Source organism: Anaeromicrobium sediminis (genome assembly GCF_002270055.1).
Classification (GTDB): Bacteria; Bacillota; Clostridia; order Peptostreptococcales; family Thermotaleaceae; genus Anaeromicrobium; species Anaeromicrobium sediminis.
Genome location: NZ_NIBG01000002.1, coordinates 188,127 through 208,999, shown reverse-complemented (window position 1 = coordinate 208,999; position 20,873 = coordinate 188,127). Strand labels below are relative to the sequence as shown.

Annotated in this window: 15 protein-coding genes; 3 read left to right on the top strand and 12 right to left on the bottom strand. The window is 32.2% G+C overall.

Annotated features, from left to right (window positions below):
* Nucleotide 1: 1 nt before the first annotated feature.
* Nucleotides 2–1,747: an ABC transporter ATP-binding protein gene (locus CCE28_RS03880; RefSeq protein ID WP_095131166.1), complete on the bottom strand. Its 1,746-nt coding sequence runs from the start codon at nucleotides 1,745–1,747 to the stop codon at nucleotides 2–4.
* A 194-nt stretch (nucleotides 1,748–1,941) separates the two neighbouring features.
* Nucleotides 1,942–2,925, bottom strand: a complete 984-nt coding sequence (locus tag CCE28_RS03875; RefSeq protein WP_095131165.1) for a helix-turn-helix domain-containing protein — start codon at nucleotides 2,923–2,925, stop codon at nucleotides 1,942–1,944.
* A 348-nt stretch (nucleotides 2,926–3,273) separates the two neighbouring features.
* Here CCE28_RS03875 and CCE28_RS03870 point away from each other — a divergent pair, with 348 nt between their 5' ends.
* A complete protein-coding gene (locus CCE28_RS03870) occupies nucleotides 3,274–4,437 on the top strand; it encodes an iron-containing alcohol dehydrogenase (protein ID WP_095131164.1) in 1,164 nt (387 codons plus the stop codon).
* 80 nt (nucleotides 4,438–4,517) lie between these two features.
* Here the strand turns inward: CCE28_RS03870 and CCE28_RS03865 are convergent, their stop codons facing one another.
* Together CCE28_RS03865 and CCE28_RS03860 are read right to left on the bottom strand one after the other, a co-directional pair.
* Nucleotides 4,518–5,597, bottom strand: coding sequence for a M24 family metallopeptidase (locus tag CCE28_RS03865; protein ID WP_095131163.1), 1,080 nt, complete (start codon nucleotides 5,595–5,597; stop codon nucleotides 4,518–4,520).
* 136 nt (nucleotides 5,598–5,733) lie between these two features.
* On the bottom strand, nucleotides 5,734–7,140 hold the full coding sequence (locus CCE28_RS03860; RefSeq protein ID WP_095131162.1) for a peptide MFS transporter: 1,407 nt from the start codon (nucleotides 7,138–7,140) through the stop codon (nucleotides 5,734–5,736).
* A gap of 377 nt (nucleotides 7,141–7,517) precedes the next feature.
* On the opposite strand from CCE28_RS03860, the gene CCE28_RS03855 reads away from it, so the two are divergent.
* A complete protein-coding gene (locus CCE28_RS03855; protein WP_095131161.1) occupies nucleotides 7,518–8,063 on the top strand; it encodes a cupin domain-containing protein in 546 nt (181 codons plus the stop codon).
* Between the two features lie 270 nt (nucleotides 8,064–8,333).
* Here CCE28_RS03855 and CCE28_RS22110 read toward each other — a convergent pair whose 3' ends face one another.
* Both CCE28_RS22110 and sstT read right to left on the bottom strand, forming a co-directional pair.
* Nucleotides 8,334–8,498, bottom strand: coding sequence for a hypothetical protein (locus CCE28_RS22110; protein ID WP_176461650.1), 165 nt, complete (start codon nucleotides 8,496–8,498; stop codon nucleotides 8,334–8,336).
* A 243-nt stretch (nucleotides 8,499–8,741) separates the two neighbouring features.
* Nucleotides 8,742–9,989 (bottom strand): serine/threonine transporter SstT, encoded by a 1,248-nt coding sequence (gene sstT / locus CCE28_RS03850; protein WP_095131160.1) that lies wholly within the window; start codon nucleotides 9,987–9,989, stop codon nucleotides 8,742–8,744.
* Nucleotides 9,990–10,750: 761 nt separating this feature from the next.
* Here sstT and CCE28_RS03845 point away from each other — a divergent pair.
* Nucleotides 10,751–11,119: a hypothetical protein gene (locus CCE28_RS03845; RefSeq protein ID WP_095131159.1), complete on the top strand. Its 369-nt coding sequence runs from the start codon at nucleotides 10,751–10,753 to the stop codon at nucleotides 11,117–11,119.
* A gap of 107 nt (nucleotides 11,120–11,226) precedes the next feature.
* On the opposite strand, the gene CCE28_RS03840 is transcribed toward CCE28_RS03845, so the two are convergent.
* The 6 genes from CCE28_RS03840 to CCE28_RS03815 all read right to left on the bottom strand — a co-directional run bounded on the left by CCE28_RS03840 (nucleotide 11,227) and on the right by CCE28_RS03815 (nucleotide 20,763).
* The gene (locus CCE28_RS03840; protein WP_242972900.1) at nucleotides 11,227–12,231 is read right to left on the bottom strand and encodes a 3-oxoacyl-[acyl-carrier-protein] synthase III C-terminal domain-containing protein; all 1,005 of its coding nucleotides are present in this window, start codon (nucleotides 12,229–12,231) and stop codon (nucleotides 11,227–11,229) included.
* 351 nt (nucleotides 12,232–12,582) lie between these two features.
* Complete coding sequence (locus CCE28_RS03835) at nucleotides 12,583–13,962, bottom strand: MATE family efflux transporter (RefSeq protein ID WP_242972888.1); 1,380 nt, start codon at nucleotides 13,960–13,962, stop codon at nucleotides 12,583–12,585.
* Between the two features lie 367 nt (nucleotides 13,963–14,329).
* Entirely contained in the window at nucleotides 14,330–15,079 is a 750-nt protein-coding gene (locus CCE28_RS03830; RefSeq protein WP_095131157.1) for an ABC transporter permease, read from the bottom strand.
* A complete protein-coding gene (locus tag CCE28_RS03825; RefSeq protein ID WP_095131156.1) occupies nucleotides 15,054–16,043 on the bottom strand; it encodes an ABC transporter substrate-binding protein in 990 nt (329 codons plus the stop codon). Before CCE28_RS03825 ends, CCE28_RS03830 begins: the two co-directional genes overlap by 26 nt.
* Nucleotides 16,027–16,755 (bottom strand): ABC transporter ATP-binding protein, encoded by a 729-nt coding sequence (locus CCE28_RS03820; protein WP_095131155.1) that lies wholly within the window; start codon nucleotides 16,753–16,755, stop codon nucleotides 16,027–16,029. The genes CCE28_RS03825 and CCE28_RS03820 overlap by 17 nt, the downstream gene beginning before the upstream one ends.
* Nucleotides 16,756–16,770: 15 nt before the next feature.
* Complete coding sequence (locus CCE28_RS03815) at nucleotides 16,771–20,763, bottom strand: acyl-CoA dehydratase activase (protein ID WP_095131154.1); 3,993 nt, start codon at nucleotides 20,761–20,763, stop codon at nucleotides 16,771–16,773.
* Nucleotides 20,764–20,873: the final 110 nt, after the last annotated feature.

Genomic DNA, 20,873 nt, shown 5'->3' with positions numbered 1-20,873 from the left:
ATTAAGCCCCTCCTTTCACTTCTGCAACTTCATAATCATACATATCCCACAAATGCCTATATAGTCCATTTTTGTTCATAAGGTAATTATGATCTCCCTGCTCTACAATTTTTCCTTCTTCTAAAACCACAATCTTATCCACATTCTTTATTGTATATAGCCTATGAGCTATAATTATAGCCGTTTTATCTTTTAATAGGGTTCTAAGGGCCTCTTGTATTTTACTTTCATTCTCTATATCTGAATAAGAAGTTACTTCATCAAGAATTAGAATAGGGCTATCTTTTAATATGGCTCTGGCAATAGATATTCTTTGTTTTTCTCCTCCACTAAGTTTGATTCCATGCTCTCCAAGTAATGTATTATAGCCATCAGGTAAGGCCATTATAAAGTCATGAATTTGTGCTTTTTTACTAGCTTTAATAACCTCTTCTTCACTTTTATTTGACCCCATTCTTATATTTTCTAATATGGTATCTTGTAACATAAAAATATTTTGAAACACAAAGGATATCTTATCCATCAATTCTTCCATTTTAATATGCTTTATATCTATCCCATCTATTGTAATATTACCTTCCTGAACATCCCAAAATCTTCCTACTAATTGACCTAATGTGGTTTTTCCTGAACCTGAAGGCCCCACAAGTGCAACTATATTCTTAGGCTCTATGGTTAGAGATAGATCTTTTATCACTTCTTTTTTGTCGTATTTAAATGTAATATTATTGAACTCTATTTTTCCCTCAATCACTTCATTTAAAGTTCTATTTCCTGACACTTGTCCCTCTTGTTCAATAATGTTCCTTACTTTTCCTGCTCCTTCTAGAAGCATTGAAAACTTTGATCCAAATTCCAGTAATTGTTTAAAAGAAGTAAGAAAGTTTGCACTTAGAATTAAAAATAATATATAGGTAGAGGAATTTATACTTCCATTTAAAAACATTATTCCTCCAATAGGGATTATAAATAAAAGTCCCGAATCTATAAGAACTAAGAACACGCCATAAAGTGGAGCTGATTCCATGGTTATGTCAATCCAATATTCTGCATATTCCTCCGTTGTATCCTTATAGTTTTTAAAAGATTTTGCAGATAAATTAAATGCTTTCATTACATTCATTCCATTTATGTATTGGATGATGGTAGAATTAAGCTTTTCAAGCAATTCATGATAATGTTCCATACGTTTTTTCATACCCTTAAACATGGCCATTTGACTTAGAAATGCTAAAATAATTGGAATAAACAAAACTAATGCCAACTTCCAATTTAAATATAAAAGATAGGATATGACTATAATAGGTGTTACCACTGCTGAAGCTAAATCTGGAATTTGATGTGCTATAAAATTTTCTAATTTCTCTATGTCTTCATTTATAGTTTTCTTAACTTCTCCAATTGTATGACCTGTGAAAAATCCCATATTGAATTTTGAAATATGTTCTACAGCCTTCATTCTAAGTTCATACAGTATTGTAAAGGCTGCCACATGAGAAAATATTCCTGATGCTAAGAATATTATCATTCTCATAACTACAATAACACTTACGATTATAGCCATAGATTTTATTTTTTCATAACTCACTGATTCTTTAAAAAGCTCTAATATTATGTTGTACATTAAAATATATGGTCCTATGGCAAACACTGAACTTATTACACTAAATATGGCAGCTAAATATAATTTATTTTTTTCTCTGCCAGATACTTCTAGCAGAAATTTAAAATTTGATTTTCTTTCCATAGTTTCCCTCCTTCAAACAATTCTTTAATTTTTGTACTATTTATTCTCTATAATTATAATTGATAATCATTATCATTTTCCACTCCACAAAACAAATGAAAAATGCTCCAAAAAACAAAAATCATATACTCGATTTTTATTCCTCTGAAGCATTTTCATATTATTATTTAATAAAGTTTTATTCATTTTACTTTTCATTGTAATTTTCTATACTTTAATGGGGTTATATTATTATATCGCTTAAATAAATTTGCAAATTTACTTGGATTTTCGTATCCTAATTCATTTGTAATTTCCATAATTGTCATATTTGTATTTTTTAATAAATCTTCTGCCTTGTGTATCCTTGCTTTTTTTATGTATTCATAAACTGTATTTCCTGTAATATTTTTAAATCCCTTTTGAAGTTTATATACACTTATATTCAAATCACTAGCTAATTCTTTAACAGATGGTGGATTTTCAAGATTCTTACCTATTATGTCTTTGGCTCTTATTACCTCTTGCACTACTTCTTCTTTTGAATTTTGACATGAATTTTCAGCAAATTTTTCTTCAAAAAGGGTGGTTATAAACTCTATTGCTTTTAATTTAAGTTTCATATATCCCATTACATTATCTATGGAAATTGAATCTATCTGCTCTGCTATTTGCTTTAAATTATAGCTATTTTTTTCAACCAATAATATATTCCCTTTAAACATATTATTAATATTTTCTTGCCAGTCTACTATAAATCTATCTTCCCAAATTGGGTTTATAGTATTTTTCGCAGTATTAAAATTCATGGTAATAGATACGGTTTTACATTTCTCATATTTAAATTTAAAATAATCTATATTATTTAATGTTTTATAGATGAAAATATCTCCACCTTTGAGCTCATACTCCCTATTGTCAGGGAATGAAAAAATTTTTATATGGCCCCCATAACAATATCCCACTTCTAGTATCTCATCTTGAAAATATCTATTATCAAAATCAATCTCTATTGGAGAATTAATCTTGAGTTTTGAAATTTCTAACCCTTCTTCTATTTTCATCCTTGAAAAATTCCCAGACCCAAATTCTTCTCCTATAATATATTTTTTGCCTAACAATTCATCTAATGTTTTACAGCAATATGTCTCTTCCACATGTTTATAATATCCATCTACTATACTTTTTTTTATTTTCATTCTAAATTTAATCCTCCTCCATAGGTAGGTAGAATCTAATTTCATTCTATTATATTATTAATTTTATTTAGATAAATATAGAATATAACTTTAATAATGAATATCATTTTCTTTTAGGTAATTATATTATTACCCCCATATATTGTCAATTAATTTATATTTTTACACAGTATTAAATTGCTTCAGGAAAAATAAATCGTATACTAACTAAACGTTTTTTTCAGCTCTTATATGAAAATATGATTCATGCCATTGACCTTTCTCTTAACTAAAGGATATAATTTATATAAATATGATATTTAATTTACACATGTATACAATATGTATTAGACGTACTAGGAGGTAACTATGTTAAATTTTGATTTTCAAAACAAAACAAAGATAATTTTCGGTAAAGATACTGAAAACAGGGTTGGACAAGAATTAAAAATATACGGAAAAAAGGTTCTTCTGCATTTCGGTGGAGGAAGCATAAAGAAATATGGTTTATATGATAAAGTCCTACATAGTTTACAAGAAGCAGGAATAGTGGTAGTTGAATTAGGAGGAGTAGAGCCTAACCCTAAACTAAGTTTAGTTAACAAGGGTATAGAAATATGCAAAAGTGAAAATATAGACTCCATATTGGCAGTTGGAGGTGGCAGTGTTATTGACTCTGCAAAGGCCATAGGAGTAGGAGCTAAATACGATGGTGATGTATGGGACTTTTGCTTAGGTAAGGCAGAAGTTAAGGATACTCTACCAGTAGGAGTTATTCTTACCATACCAGCAGCGGGAAGTGAATCTAGTAGTGGAAGTGTTATAACTAAAGAAGAGGGGCTTTATAAAAAGGCCTTTGGTAGTCCCCTTATCAGACCTAAGTTTGCTATTTTAAATCCAGAGATCACATTTACTTTACCTAAATATCAGACGGCTGCAGGTATTGTTGATATGATGGCTCATATAATGGAGAGATATTTTACAAATGAACAGAATGTTGATTTAACTGATAGACTTTGTGAAGGAACCCTAAAGGCAATAATTGATAATGCATCTACTGTTTTAGAAACTCCAGATGATTATGACGCTAGGGCAGAGATCATGTGGGCATCTACTATTGCTCACAATGATTTATTAAGTACTGGAAGGATGGGCGATTGGGCATCTCATAATATTGAGCATGAACTTAGCGGAATCTATGACATGACCCACGGAGCAGGTTTAGCTATTATATTCCCTGCATGGATGAAGTATGTATATAAACATGATTTAAGCAGATTCATACAATTTGCAACTAGAGTTTGGGACGTTCCTATGAGCTTTGATGACCCACAGTGGACAGCATTAGAAGGTATTAACAGAATGGAATCCTTCTTCAAATCCCTTGGAATGCCTACAACATTGAAAGATGCAGGTATAACAGAAGATAGATATGAGGAAATGGCTAAAAAGGCTACAGAGTTTGGACCTCAAGGTAATTTTATTAAGCTTGAGAAGGATGACATAGTTAATATTTATAAGTTAGCTAAATAAACTACTTATATGAATTTAAAAGGGGTTAAAGATTATAATCTTTAACCCCTTTTCATTATATAGATAACTAATCTAAATTACTATTTTATGATAGATAACTCCTTAGAATAGTTGTTTAATACTTCGCAACCATCTTTTGTAACTACAACTAAATCTTCAATTCTTACGCCATACTTGCCTGTTAAATATATACCTGGTTCTATGGAGAAAACCATTCCTTCTTCCACTACCATGTCATTTACTGAACTTACATCAGGAAACTCATGTACATTAATCCCAATATTGTGCCCTGTTCTATGGGTGAAGTACTTTCCGTAACCCCCATCTTCTATGACCTTTCTTGCAGCTTTATCAATATGACTAAATTTCACTCCTGGCTTTACTGCTTCTATACCAGCTTTATTGGCTTCTCTAACAAGTTCATATATCTTTTTATATTCTTCACTTGGCTCTCCATAGAAAAAGCTTCTTGTCATATCAGATGCATAGTTTTTGCTAAAGCAACCTATGTCAATAATTATAGAGCTATTCTCTTCTAATGCGGTATCATCCGAACTATGATGAGGTTCAGCAGCATTTTCTCCATAACAAATTAATGGACTAAATGAAAAACCATGAGTATCGTATTTAGCATAGATTGTTTCTAAAATTTTTCCTAACTGGGATTCTGTATGTTTTCCCTCTTTAACATATTCTAACAACTCGCCCATGGCTTTATCATTTATTTCTGAAGCCTTTCTCATTAAATCCAATTCTTCTTTATCTTTAATCATTCTCACTTCATCTACAACAATAGAACTATTTATAACCCTTAATCCTTCTTTTTGACTTAACAGCTCAATTAAAAAGCGAGATGGCCATTCTTTATCAATTCCCATTACAGTTTCTTCATTTATAAGCTCTCCAAGGTAATCTACAGGATTTTCAGTATCATTATAAATTACTAAATCTACCCCTAAATCCCTTTGCATTGGGAATAATTCGTTTATAATTAGCTTTGGCTTTTCTGTCTTATTTAAAAACAGTGCCAACATTCTTTCACCTGGATGAATCCATTCTTCTAATAAGTAAAAAATTGAATCAGGACAAGTAATAATTAATTGCTCAATATTATGTTTATCCATGTTTCCTAATATGCGATTTAATCTCTCTTTTTTCATTCTCTTCACCCCTTGACGATTATCTCTTACTATATGTAATTTACATAAAATAAAAAGCTATTTTACATGTACGAGTACTTATTAACCTATTCGTACCTCAAGTCATGCAAAATAGCTTTATTTTAATCAAATTCAATTATGCATTAACTTGTTGTAAATTTTCATCTTTCTCTTCAGTCACAACCATTAGCTTTTGGAATACTGGAGTAATTACAACAAGTAGTACTCCTGCACCTGCTGATACGGCAGCTACGAAACCAAACACTTGCAGTCCACCCCATGACTCAACAAAAGCAGCTGACATACCTGCAATATAGTTACCAAATCCAGTTGCAAATAACCAAACTCCCATCATTAAAGCACCGATTTGTTTTGGAGCAAGTTTACTTACCATTGACAATCCTACTGGAGATAAGAACATTTCACCTACTGTATGAAGTGTATATGCGCCTACTAACCAAATAATATGTGCTTTTACTGCAACATCTGTTGAATTACCTCTTTGAATTGCAGCTGCAGCCATTAGACCAAATCCAAGACCAAGAATAATTAATCCGTAACCCATCTTTCTAGGTGTTGGAATATCACCTTTAGGACGTTTGGAAAGCTTTAAGAACCATGCTGCGAAAATCGGACCTAAAACTACACATAAAAATGGATTGATTGATTGGAACCAGCTTGTAGGAACTATGAATCCATTAATATCTCTATCTATAAAATCATTTGTATATAGGGTTAAACTTGAACCTGCTTGCTCAAATCCTGCCCAGAAGATGATAACAAATACTGATAATCCTAAAATTGCCATTACTCTCTTTTTCTCTTCTTTTGTTAAAGGTTTCTTTTCAACTTTTTCTACAACTTCATTTTTAATTGACTTTTTAGTTAATTTACCAATTTCACCACATAATTTGTCAGCAAATATTAAATATAAAACTGAACCTATTAACATACCAAATCCAGCTGTTAAAAATCCATATTTATAACCATAGCTAATTACTTCAGCTCCTTGCTTAACAGCAAAAGTTTTTTCTGCAATTGTACCACACACAAGTGGTGCAAAGAATGCGCCTATATTAACAAAGGTATAATGGATTGAATATGCACCATCTTTTCTTGGATCTGTGTTTGAGTAAAAATCTCCAACGATAGCCGTAATATTCGGTTTCCACATTCCATTACCTGCGATAATTAAAGCAAGGCCAGCAAGGACAACTGCTTTCGATGGGGCTAAAAATAGTGTTACCATACCAGCAATAATTAATAAGGAACCAATAAAGAAACTTTTTCTTTTTCCTAAATAATTATCAGCAATATAACCACCAAGTAAAGGTGCAAAATACACAAGCATCGTAAAGTTTGCATAAATTGTTGAAGCTGTAACCTTATCCATTCCAAGGCCACCTTTAATTGCTTCAGTTGTAAGAAATAAAATTAATAATGCCCTCATTCCATAATAACTAAATCTTTCACATGTTTGAAGCACCGAAACAAACCAAAATCCGGCTGGATGCCCCTTTAACTTTACTGTTGATGTAGCCAAAGTAACTCCCCCTTTTTTAGCATACGTTTTCCTCTAGTATGCAAATTAAATAACCTTTAGAATCTTTAGACAATTCTCCGGTTTACGGGTTAAGTATATCATCTCATTTTCACTATTGCAATAATTTTTATAGTAAAACTTAAATTATTTCAGAAAATTAATAATTATTTCATTTTAACCCCATTTTTTTTAATGTATGTAAAAAATTATTCATATTTTTTAACCTTTGTTTACTATGTAAATTTCCTATTCTATCAGCTAGTTTTTTGAAAATTAATTCTATTATGGTTGAATTTATTTTCCTTTTACACTAGAATGGTGTAAAGAGAATTTTTGTCAAATGCAATATTTAAAGATTTTTGAAAAGTAGGGATATTATGATTAATGAAATTTCACAAAAAATTAAGACACTGCGTAAACAACAAAATCTTACTTTAAAAGATTTAAGCGAAAAATCTGGATTTTCAGTTAGCTTTTTATCTCAAGTGGAAAATGGTACTTCTTCTTTAGCAATTATGTCGTTAAAGAAAATTGCTGATGCTTTAAATGTTCCAATTATTTATTTTTTTCAAGAATATGAAGATAATAAATATCTTGTTAAATCAGAAGATCATAAAACATTTGAACTCGAAGGAACACCATCAAAATTCATACGAATTAGTGGTGATTTCCCAAGTAGGACAATGGAAACTCTTATCGTTACCATAGCACCAGAGACTGAACACGGCCAAAGTATGACCCATGCGGGTGAAGAGTTTGTGTATGTCTTTGAGGGGGTTCTCATAGTTACTATAGGTGACACTGATTATCTATTAAAGGCTGGAGATTCTATTCATTATCCATCTACCATTTCTCATGTATGGAAAAACCCACTAAAACAAGAAGCTCGTATTCTTTCTACAACTTCAAATAGAATTTTCTAACATGATTCTAGTAGGAATGACTTTTTTATTTAAAAATGTCTTTTAAAGTATATCATTGGCAAAAGGAGTAGCTTATAAACAGCACCCTTTTTCCAATTAGTTATATTTTTAAAAAATATAACTAGACTAATCAAATTATTAAATATAATAAGCAGGGTTTCCCCTGCTATGTTTAGTTTGCTATTCTTTTCTTATAGATTCATGAAATAATTAGGATTCCCAAATTTTTAGGAATCCTCTTTAGTAATTTAATATTTCCTTTTATTAGTTCTATTTTTTTAACTTACTTTTCTTTTGAGTATTTTTTTCTGTAATAAGATTACTGTTATTCAACATTTCTTCGTTGTCAATAGCTCCAATGTCACCTGCAAGCTCATATGCCATTTCATTAAAAAAATTGTTCATATTATTTTCTATAGTTTTTTTCTTTTTCACTAAAATCACCTCATTTATATTTTTTACTCAATTCTTTCTTAAATACAAGGTGATTTTTACTCATTTATTTAATATCTTACATATGCTGATCTAAAATTTATTACTTATAATAATCTTCTTTAAATCCTAAATCAGATAATGTGTCCTTTGCTCCAACAGTTTCTAACCATTCTTAATATATATAACCAAATAACAAGCCCTCTATCCTAGTTTAATAACTACAATAGAGGGCTTCATTACATATTAAGCAACCTTATCATTTTTTCTAATAACGATTTCTTTTCCTTCTTTTCTCCACTCTGCAAATTCAGAAACAGCAGTGAAAAGTGCATCTGTTGAAGAGTTAAGTGCAGTTTCACAAGAGTCTTGAATAACCCCTACGATAAAACCTACACCAACTACTTGCATTGCTACGTCATTTGGAATACCAAATAAACTACATGCAAGAGGAATCAGTAGTAATGAACCACCAGCTACTCCAGAAGCTCCACAAGCACTTACAGCTGAAAGTATGCTCAGGATTAATGCTGTACCCATATCTACTTGAATACCTAGTGTATTAACTGCTGCAAGTGTTAATACAGAAATTGTAATAGCTGCACCAGCCATGTTTATAGTAGCACCCAGTGGAATTGATACTGAGTAAGTATCCTTATCTAAACCTAATCTTTCACATAAGTTCATATTCACTGGAATATTCGCAGCTGAACTACGTGTGAAGAATGCTGTAATACCACTCTCTCTTAAACACTTTAATACAAGTGGATAAGGATTTTGACGAATCATAACAAACGTAATAATTGGATTTACAACAAGTGCCACGAAAGCCATACAACCAACTAATACTGCAAGTAATTTTCCATAGTCTAGTAAAGCTCCAATACCACTTGTAGCGATTGTACCAGCTACTAGACCCATAATACCAAGTGGTGCAAAGTTGATTACCCATCTTACGATTTGAGCTAAAGCGTCTGAGAAATTGCTAACCATTGTCTTCGTAGTTTCAGGTGCTTTCTTTAAAGCAAGACCAAGAAGTAATGCCCAACCTAAAATTCCGATGTAGTTAGCGTTTGAAAGCGCTTTCACAGGGTTGTCAACTATATTCATTAATAATGTTTTTAATACCTCAGTAACTCCTTCTGGAGGCGCCACATTCTCAACCCCTGCACCAAGTGTTAATGATACTGGGAACATGAAACTTGCCACAACGGCAACAAGACCTGCTAAAAATGTTCCTAAAAGATAAAGAACGATGATTGATTTCATGTTAGTTTTTTGTCCACTTTTATGTTGAGATATAGCAGACATTACTAGGAAGAATACTAATATAGGTGCAACTGCTTTTAAAGCACCTACGAATAATGAACCCAAAATAGCAATTGGCTTTGCTACATTTGGAGCTACAATAGCTAAAATAATTCCGATAGTCAAACCTACAATAATTCGCTTAACCAAACTTAATTGATTCCATTGTTTTAATAAACCTGTCATTTTCTCTTTCCCCTCCATGACTATATTAAGATGACTTTTGCCTAAATCCAAATGTAATCAACTTGCAAAAAAACAAAGGACGAATAGCTTAAACCCTTCACTTTCGTCAAATTGAAAACTTCTAAAATTCAGACAACACTGAAAGTTTACCATAACTTTCGTTTAATTACAAGGGTTGTTAATTGCCTATTGTTGGTATATCAAAGAAATTGTCGTAAAATCAGCATGTCTATACCCTTAATAAAGTTCGTTTTCTATACTACCTGAGATTTCATCTAGATTTATAGTACGAAGGTTTTATTCGTACTATAAATCTACTTTTTTAGTTTTCCAAACTTTTATTTTTTTATTCATTCACAATCTAACATAGGTATTTACCCCTACACGCAAAATGTAAGGGACAGTATAATAATTCAAGTTGTTTTGAATATATTGTAAAATATATAAAAAATATGAAAATATACACTTTTATTAATAGTTTTGATGAATATAAATTTTGAAAAAATTTAATAATATAAAAAATTTCCTTGTGTTTAAACTCATTTCTCAAGAAACTACAACACAAGAATGTTTTATGCTCTATTTCCATAAGAAGTTGTTTTTTTATTGAAGTAAAAATAAATTTATGTAATAATATAGAAATTAAGTAATAATTTGGTAATTATGTACTATTAAATTATTACTAAATATTCACACGTAGGATAAACATCCTTTCTTTAAAATTTCTCACAATACTAAACAAAAAGGGGGGGAGTAATGTTATGATTAAGCAAGCTTCACATGCTAAGTATGACATTTCTTGGGACAATGGAAAAAAAGTTATATTAATGGAGGTAAGGGGATTTTTCAGACCAGAAGATGGAGAATCTTTCTTAAAGGATTATAACAGTATGGTATCTAAAGTAAAACCTTCTGAATATACCTTGGTTGTAGATCCAGAAAATTTAAAAACTTCTGCAAAAGATATGCTACCAGTTTTAAAAGGATGCTTTGAATTGTATGGATCTAGTGGATTTAAAAAAATATTAATGATTACACCTACTTCTGCTACTTCTGCAATGCAGCTTAAAAATGTTCAAAAGGATACAGGAGTAAAAATGGAATTTGCTAAAACTAATCCTTATAAGTAAACATGGTAAATAAAAAATGTATCTCTAAAGAATGACGTTCTTCACTCTTTAGAGACACCCTAAGACTGAACTCAAAAGATTCTTTTATGAGTCAGTCTTTTTTATCTTTAGCAAACATATATTATGGTAGACATTGTATATCCTACACCTACTGAACAAAACATTAGTTTTGAACCTTCTTTAATTTTCTCTTCCTTAATAGCTTCATTTAATGCAAACATGGGGGAGGCTACTCCTGTATACCCATATTTTTCTCCAACAAAAGTATGCCTATTAAGATCTACCTCCATTTTCTCTAATGTTTCTTTCACTTCTTCTTTATTAAATTGTGAAAACAAAAAATGATCTATATCATCTATTCTTAGACTATTTTCATCTAACATATCTGTCATAATTTTTTTCCATTCATCTGAGAAATAACTAACGTCATGGCGTATAAAATTCATTTTTTTATCTTCTTTTAATATCTCAGGTTTGTTTATATTAGAATAACCACATTTAGGATATTCTACTTTATCACAAATATCTGAACAAGTAGTATAATTTGAATCTATAAATCCTCTTATTCTATTTTCTTCTTTTGCTTCTAAAATTACAGCACTACTACCATCAGAAAAATTAGGATATGACACAACATCATCTTTTCTAGTTATCTTACTAAAACATGCTGAACCAACTAGGAGAATAGTTCTTATTTTTTCATTGTTCTTTGCATATCTACAAGCAAAATCCAATGAAGTTAGCATTCCTATACAATTAGCATTTATATCTAAAACTATATGGGCATTTGTAGCTCCTATAGCCTGATGTATTTTAACTGCATTTGTTGGTAATGCATATTCAGGATTATCAGACGTAAATAATATCATATCTATATCTTTTGGATTTGTTTTTGTCTTTTCTATAACCTTTTTAGAAGCATCTATGGCCATAGTCAAAGTATTTTCTCCTTCGGAGACGAAATATCTTTCATTCCTTCCAAAATAGTTCATTAACTCTCCAGCCTCTTTATCTTGTCTGAACTTTTTAAAATGTCTTTCAAAATAATTGTTATCTACTTTCTTTTTTGGTGTGTATATTTCTTCACCTTTTATTACAATATTTCTGTACATCTTCAAAAAAAAGCACCTCCTAATATTTTTTTAACTTTTGAATTTTTTGATTTATTGTTTAGTACAATTATGAAGTGAAAGGAATTGTACATACTTTTAACTTTCTCCCATTACAAATTAACTGGTAATTATTACTATTTATACAATTTTTGCAAAATCCCTTTGCCTATTATTGTCGTTATCTCGCTAATTTTGTTGAATATAAAAAGTAGGGCCTTAAGCCCTACTCACTCATACAAAAATGCATACTAATTTAATCTTATTTTCAAGAAACTTACCGTCTCAACATGTATTTAGACAGATTCTACATATTTTCTCTCTATTTTAAATCCATTAAGCCAACATTCTTCATTAATTCTCGCCCATATCAAAATTCAACTTTTCGTTGCTACCTTTTAAAACCTTAAATTCCATACCTACGATGATAGCGGCCCATAAGGTAATAATTAAATCTATTAGAAAGGAGCCAATATATACCCATTTAATCCCAAAGAACCTTGGCATTATCATCATAACTGGTACATAAAATAACAATTGTCTGGCTATACCCATGATAGATGCTTGTTTTCCCTTATTAATAGCAGGGAAGAAAGTCATTGCCATAAATATTATAGGTAATATTGGAAGTAACGCCATATAAATTCTAAAGTTCATAATCTCTCTAAAAACAAAGTTATTGCCTGGTAACATTAAGTTCAAAATCATTTTAGGCGATAACATCATGACTAACCAAAGGGGCAGCATAATCAATGCTCCTCCTATGGCAAAAACCTTAAAACTCCTAATTACCCGATTATACTTAGTTGCTCCAAAATTTATTCCAATCACTGGTTGCAATGCACGCATCAATCCAAAAATAGGTGTAAGCATAAATGTAAATACCCTATATGTTAATCCATAAAAAGCTATATCAGATGTTGTTCCAAAATTAGTTATGGCATTTAATACAACAATAGCCTGAATTAAGCACATAATTGTCATAATAAATGAAGGTATTCCCATAGATATAATAGCCTTTATGATTTTTTTGTCCCTGTTAATTGAAAAAGGTCTTGCCTCAAAACTTGCTTTTTTTCTACTAAAATAAACTAAAGAAGTTATAGTGTATACAATCATACCTATATTGGTACCAATGGCAGCACCTTCAACTCCTAAATCCAAAATAACGATTAATATATAATTTGCAATAATATTAACTATAAGGCCTATCCCCATCATAACGGCAGCTGACTTCATCTTCCCTTCTGCTCTAACAATCATATTTCCAGCAAGGCCTGCTATCCAAAAAAATGCACCATAGACTGTAACTCTGAAATAATTCACTCCAAAAATAAGTTCTTCACCAGAACCACCCATCATTTTCACTAACCCTGTAGCAAAAACAGTTCCAATAAGTGTAAATATCAAAGCAAATAATATATTCAAGTAATTTGCATTGCCTAATAATTTTTTCTGGGTATCATAATCATTAGCACCAATGGCAATGCTAAGAGCGGAGCCAGCTCCAACACCTACTAAAGATCCTAAACCCAATGTTATCTGAGTCAAAGGATATGCCAAAGATACTCCTGCAAGAGCAGTTTCCCCTACAAATCTTCCTACAAAAATTACATCTGCTACAGTATTTAACCCATATAAAATCATTGCAATTACTGCTGGCCACGATAACTTAAACATTACTTTCCATAGGTTTTCATTTAAAATCATCTCTTTTTCATTACTATTTTTCACTTCATACCGCCTCTTTTCTCTTCAATATATTTTTTAATAATTCTTTAACTGCCTCTGAAAAATTTCTTTAGTTTTTCGCTACCGACGTCACCGTCGATTATATTGTAATAAAAAAGGCCTTTCACTTAATAAATTACTCAGCTTCATGATAATGATTCTCATTTTTATTATATTCTTTTTTTCCTTTATCTGTCAATAGATATAATCTTATTTAATCACACAATATGGACCTATAATCGAATTTATAACTTCTATAGTTCTTCGTCCACATGAACATATACATTTTCTAATCATTTTACTAGTAGCATGGACAAGTAAAAGGGCAATGTAAACTTAACTTCAGTTTAAACATTGCCCTTATTCTCTATCAGTGATGTACATATTTCTTCTTGAAGTACTTAATAATCATATCAAAAAGTGCTGCAATAAAAATGGCAATTAGGGACCAAGCAAAAACCCCTGCAGTGTTTAAGGTAGATTTCTCAATCTGGAAACTGGTACCGATGGATATATTAGGTTGACTCAATACCTCTGCAGCAATAGTAATCTTTAAGTTTAATCCTAAAGCAGTTGAAATAACTGAAAAAAGAGATGAGCGAATGGCTGGTATATATATGCGCATTACTTTGGTATATACGCTTAATTCATAGACATTTGCCATCTCAATTAGCTTAGGATCCATATCCCTAACCCCTTGCACTACAGCACTATATATAATGGGAAATATAACGAGAAATCCCACTAGAATAGGGGCCATCTCTGAATCTAACCATATAATTGCCAGTAGAATGATAGCCATGGTAGGCACAGATTTTTGTAGTAGTACAATAGGTTTTAGTAAATAATAAAATGGTGTCACAAAAGCTGATATAATCCCCAAAATAAGGGCCAATAGAAAAGATAAACTAAAACCTATTAAAACTCTAGTTAAAGTGCTCATTACAGCCCTTAAGAAATCCGTAGACATAAGAATGGTCACCAGATTTTCTAATGTTTCCTCTGGTGACGGAATAATAATAGAGCGACCTACCATTATAGATGTAATTTTCCACAGTAGTATCAAGACTACTGTGGAAATTATTATATAGGACCTATCTTTCAAGGTATAATCCTTCATCAGGAAGTTTTCCTCCTAATAATTTAGGATTGAATTCAAAGAGTACATTAAGGTACGCCTCTAAAGACTCTTTAGCATCAGTTGCTCCCACATAACGAATGTTGCAACCTGCCATGGCTTTATTAATCAAAGGAGCTTTCAGACCAATACCTAAATTCTCATAGTATTTACCAGCTTCTAAAGGATTATCATTTGCCCATTTAATACCTTCTTCATAGGCATTTAAAAACTTATCTACAACTTCAGGGTGATTGTTGATTAGGTCATCACTTACAATAATTGAAGCTTGTGGATAGCTCTCTAACCCAGTGGCTGTTGACCACTCTCTTTGCATATCAAGAACTACTTTTGCATCTTTACGCTTCATAAGAACTTTTGTTAAAAGAGGCTCAGGAATTAAAGCATATTCACCTTTACCAGATATAAAACTTGCAGCTAACTCTGATCCTCCTGAGAAATACTTAAGAGATACATCTTTGTCTGGCTCAACATTGTTCTTAGTTAATAAATAACGAAAAGTAGCGTCTGGTGTTAAACCTCTACCGATCATGCTTATTTCTTTACCCTTTAAGTCTTCCCAGCCATTAACTTCTTCCGTACTAACAAGATAAAGTATTCCCCATACACTGGAACCTGCTAACTTATAAGGTACTTCTTTGTTATACATATTAGCCGCTAGATTTGTTGGTACAATAGCAATATCTGCTTCTTGCTGAGTCAATTTTGAAGCTAATACATCTGTTGCAGCAATACTTTCATAGGTAACGGTCACACCATCACCCATGCTTGGATTTTCCTCAAACAATTTCACCATACTCAATGTTGGTGTTCCGTTAGGAGCTATTACATGAATATTAACAGGTTCAACCTTAACTTCTTCCTTATCTACTTCTTTACTACCGCAACCTACGAATAAAATCATTAATGCTAAAGCAATGAATATGGTGCTAAATAATTTTTTCATTCACAACATCCTCCCTGTTTATCTTTGATATTAAATTAATTATCTCATTACGCATATGGTTTAATGAAGTATCCGTTAGATCACGTTCATTGTGATGCGTATTGATATTATATTGTTTGATAGGCCTTGTAGGCCCTTTTGATAATACCATAACTTGATGGCCTAATAACAAAGCTTCATCTATATTATGGGTGACAAAAATAATGGTGTTTTTCGTCTGCTCCCATAGCTTCAATAAGTACTTAATCATACTTATACGTAAGTCATGATCAAGTGATTTAAAAGGTTCATCCATTAAAAGAATACTGGCTTCATAGTAAAAGCCCCTAGCAATGGAACACCTTTGTTTCATACCACCACTTAGCTCTTCTGGGTAACAGTTTTCAAACCCTTGTAATCCCACATTTTTTATAATGTTCTGTATGGCCCTTGTGTCCTTATTTTTTCTCACAATAGCTATATTTTCAAATACGGTTTCCCAAGGCAGAAGACGGTCCTCTTGAAAGATATAACCTACTTTCTCACCCTTTGTATTAACAGTACCACAATCTGGTTCTATAACATTTGCTAATAGATTTAGTATTGTAGATTTGCCACAACCTGAAGGTCCCACAATACAATGGATTTTCCCTTCTTCAAGGGTTAAGGTTAAGTCCTCCACCACTTTCAATTTATCATAATTCTTACTGACTCTATCCAACATAGTTAACATATGGCCACCTCCCAACTATTTGAGATAATACATGAAGGACTCTATTTTGGTATTTAAGGTTTCGTTGACTGTACCATCAAAACTTAAGTTAAGGATTGGCAATTTACTCTTCTGTCTACTTTGAAGAATCTGAATAATAGTTCCTGTATTCTCATACATAGAAGATAGAGTAATGATTCCCCTATAACATTCTGTATCCTGAGATTTCATCATTCTATATCTGCCGCCAGAGCCTACATAGTGCTTACTTAGAGGTTCCTCTGATACATGCTTTTCCCCTAGGAATGGACTATGGTCCCCTAATATTTTATGGACTGTCATAACCATTTTCTTTATTACTAAGCAGTTCTTAAGCCCTACTTTCAACTTCTCTACTTGGGGTTGTTCAAGGTATTGTGACCATAGGACTAATACATACTCACTAAGTGGTGCTCGACGGACCAAGTGCCCCTTCTTTTCTAAATCATACAGGGTATTTTGATTAAGAAAATCATTAAAGAGTACCAGGGGTTCCCCAAGGGCTAAAAGAGGTTTATCTTGCCCAATTGTAGCAAGTTCTTTCCCCACCTCTTTACTTAACTCTATTATTCTTTCAAAGGACAATGCCTCTTTAGATAATACATTAAGAACTTTATGAAGATAGTCATCCCTTACCTGTACAGGGGCTAGATTGATTAAATCTCCAGCAAGTAATAAGAGTATAGTATCCTTAGCCTTCTTTTCATCATAAATAATGTCCTCAATAAATGGGGCGTATATATGCGTATCCTTCTTATCTTCTTTATCCAAAATATTACGGATAACACGATTATATTGACCTTGCACTTCTGAACCGAGAGTTTTAGGAATTAGGAAAGTACCTCTGTTTTGTTCCTTTTCACACCTATCCACTTGTTCCAATACATCACCAATTAATGTGGTTAAAGAGAAGGTCTCTTTAGTTGTTATATAAGCCAAACCACGTTTAAGTGCCTGTTTGTCTGTAGGTTTAATGGTTTTTACTCTAATGCCTCTCCTGTTTAAATCTTTCTCAAATAGCTTTGAGTATGGGAAAATATGAGGTATATAAAGTACTTTTTCAAAGTCCAGGTCTCTAAAATCATATTTAATATTAACTTTTTCATGGGTTAATAGCTTAGGATATTCCATTAAGTCCTTTGGTTGTTCATGGATTTTTTTATGTTGATCTAAACTATTAATAAATGCTTCTATTCGAGTGACTACACCTACTGCTGAAGCGTGTTCATCCACTTCAATATGAAGGTAAGGTTTATCTCCCATCTCTTCCTCAAAGTACTTGGATATGATTGTATCGGGCCCACAGCCATGATTTGTTAAGTACACAGCATATAGATTAGGGTGATTTTTAATAATCTGTGCACCAGATATCATATGCTGACCAAAGGGCCAATACATATTTGGATACTCCTCAGATAAATCTACATCATGAGCAGGTAAATGTGATAAAGTAAGTACCTTATGACCCATCTTAGATAGTTTCTCTGGTATTCCCATATTTAAAATAGGATCAATAATACCATAAGCTCTGGTAATGATTACAAAAGCTCTTTCATCTGGTTTCAAACTGTTTACCTTTTCTTGACCGATTTCCTCAATGGCCTTCATATAATTACCTAGATGTCTCATACCCTTTTGAAGAGCCATCATAGTTGCTACTTTACTTTTACCCAGTTGCTTACCTAACTCCAACATGGTTTTCATCATGTACGCCTTACCAAACTCGAAAGATAAAACAGGTGCTAATAAACCAATACCTAAGTCATCAAGATTCATGGTCTGCTGAATTATTTTAGATACACTTTGCATATATACACATCCATAATCCCGTCTTGACTTGGATATTTCGTGCTTCATAGTAAGAAGGCTAGGTAGGAATATATAATCAACTTTCTCTTGTATTAGTTGAGCCACATGTCCATGAACTAATTTAATGGGATAACAGGTATCTTCTGCCGCATATTCTTGGCTCAAAGCAACAGTTTCTTCATTGGACATATCTGTTAAGACCGTATTAAAACCTAACTCTTTGAAGAAAATATTAAAAGCTGGAAAGAGCTTGTATAGAAACAGAACCCTAGGAATGCCTACTGTCTTTTTAAGAGGATCTCTCTTACCTGTATAACCCTTAAGGAACATATCATTTAGCCGATTGTCTTTAAGTTCCTTACCAACTGCTAACTCATTATTTCTATCATTTTCTATATGCTCATCTTCCATGAGATGTTGAAGAATATCATTAAGGCTATCCACTTTTTCGTTACCCATTTCACTAGCATTGGCAGCTAATCGTCCTACACCAAACGCCCCTGTAACACTGAAAAAAGGTAGTATATGGATAGGCTTGCCTGTTAATTCTTTAAATGCATTAACAACCCCTTGGTTATAGGCAACACCACCTTGAAACGATATTTTGCTACCTATCTTCTTCTGGCCTACAACTTTGTGAAGATAATTCTTTGCAACGGAATAACATAAGCCCGCAGCTATATCTTCTTCCTGTGCTCCCTTAGATAAATATTCCATAATGCTTGATTCAATAAAAACAGTACAACGCTCACCTAAATTAAGGAGGTTTTTACTACTTAATGCTTTATTACCAAATTCATTAATAGGTATAGCTAATTTTTTTGCTTGTTCTTCAATAAAAGCACCTGTACCTGCTGCACAGATTTTGTTCATCTGAAAGTCCTTAACAGCACCATTCTCAATGACAATAAACTTAGAATCCTGTCCACCTATCTCTATAATAGTATCTATTTCTGGGTCAATAGTCAGTGTGGCTGTAGCCTGTGCCGTAATCTCATCTTTAATAACAGTTGCTCCTAGCTTTTTTCCAATTAAATAACGTCCTGACCCTGTAGTACCAATGCCATGAATAATATAGTCATCACTCAATTCATCCATCAGCTGAGTAAGTGCACCTTTTACTGTATTAATAGGGTCTCCTAATGTTTTAACATAACGATAGGCTATCACATCATTGTTCTCATTCATGATGACAAGATTAGTTGATGTGGAACCAATATCAATGCCTAGGAAAGATTTTTCCTTTTGGGAATTGGCTTGAGACTTAATCACATGTTTGTTTTCACTTTCTTGTCTACCTAAACCATCTAGAATGTTAAGACCTGAATCAAGGATTAAGCCCTCTTTACTGTCTTCCATGCTCTTAAAGATATTATCCCATTTGATAACATGACCTTCTTTAGCTGCTAAAACTGCTGATCCTATTGCAGTGGTTACATCAAAATACTGTGGAATAATAAGCTCCTCTTTATCCAGTTTCAAAACATCACTTAAGGCTTGAACCATGCCTTCGTTATGGGCAACACCACCTAGAAAAAGTACCGGTTTAATAAGAGGACTTTTTCTAATTATGGTTGAGCGATAATTCTTAGCCACTGCATAAGCTAGACCTAATAAGACATCTTCCACAGGAACACCTTCTTGTTGATGATGAATTATATCTGTCTTGGCAAACACACTGCAACGCCCTGCTATCCTTGGTATACTTTTGGCACGTAATGCATGCTTAGAGTAATCATCGATGTTTAGTTCAAGACGGTGAATCTGCTCCTCTAGAAAGGAACCTGTACCTGCCGAACAATTGGAGTTAATAGATATGGACATACCACTTTTTTGTTCTTTTTCTATATTTGTAATATACTTAGCGCTTTGACCGCCTAACTCCACAATGGAACCTACCTGAGGGTTGATTAAAAGAGCACCTTCAACTAAAGCTGTAACTTCATTAACAGATTCTATTCCTTCATATTGAGTTAATAAAGTCTTTCCACTACCTGTTATTGCTCCTCCACCTATGGATGCTTTGTCATATTGCTTACATACTTCATCAATCATATGAGAGGTTATTTCTTTAAGTTTACCCTTATGAAATCTATAATCTGAATACTTCACTTGTTGTTCTTCATCAATTAAAGCAAGTTTAACGGTAGAATATCCGATATCAATGCCTAAATAGTTCATCTTATACCTCCCCTGGTTTTAATAATGATAATTATTCTCATTTACATCTTGGATTAATTATACTATAATAAAAATACTAAAACCTTAACTTTCGTTAATTTTTCACCTTA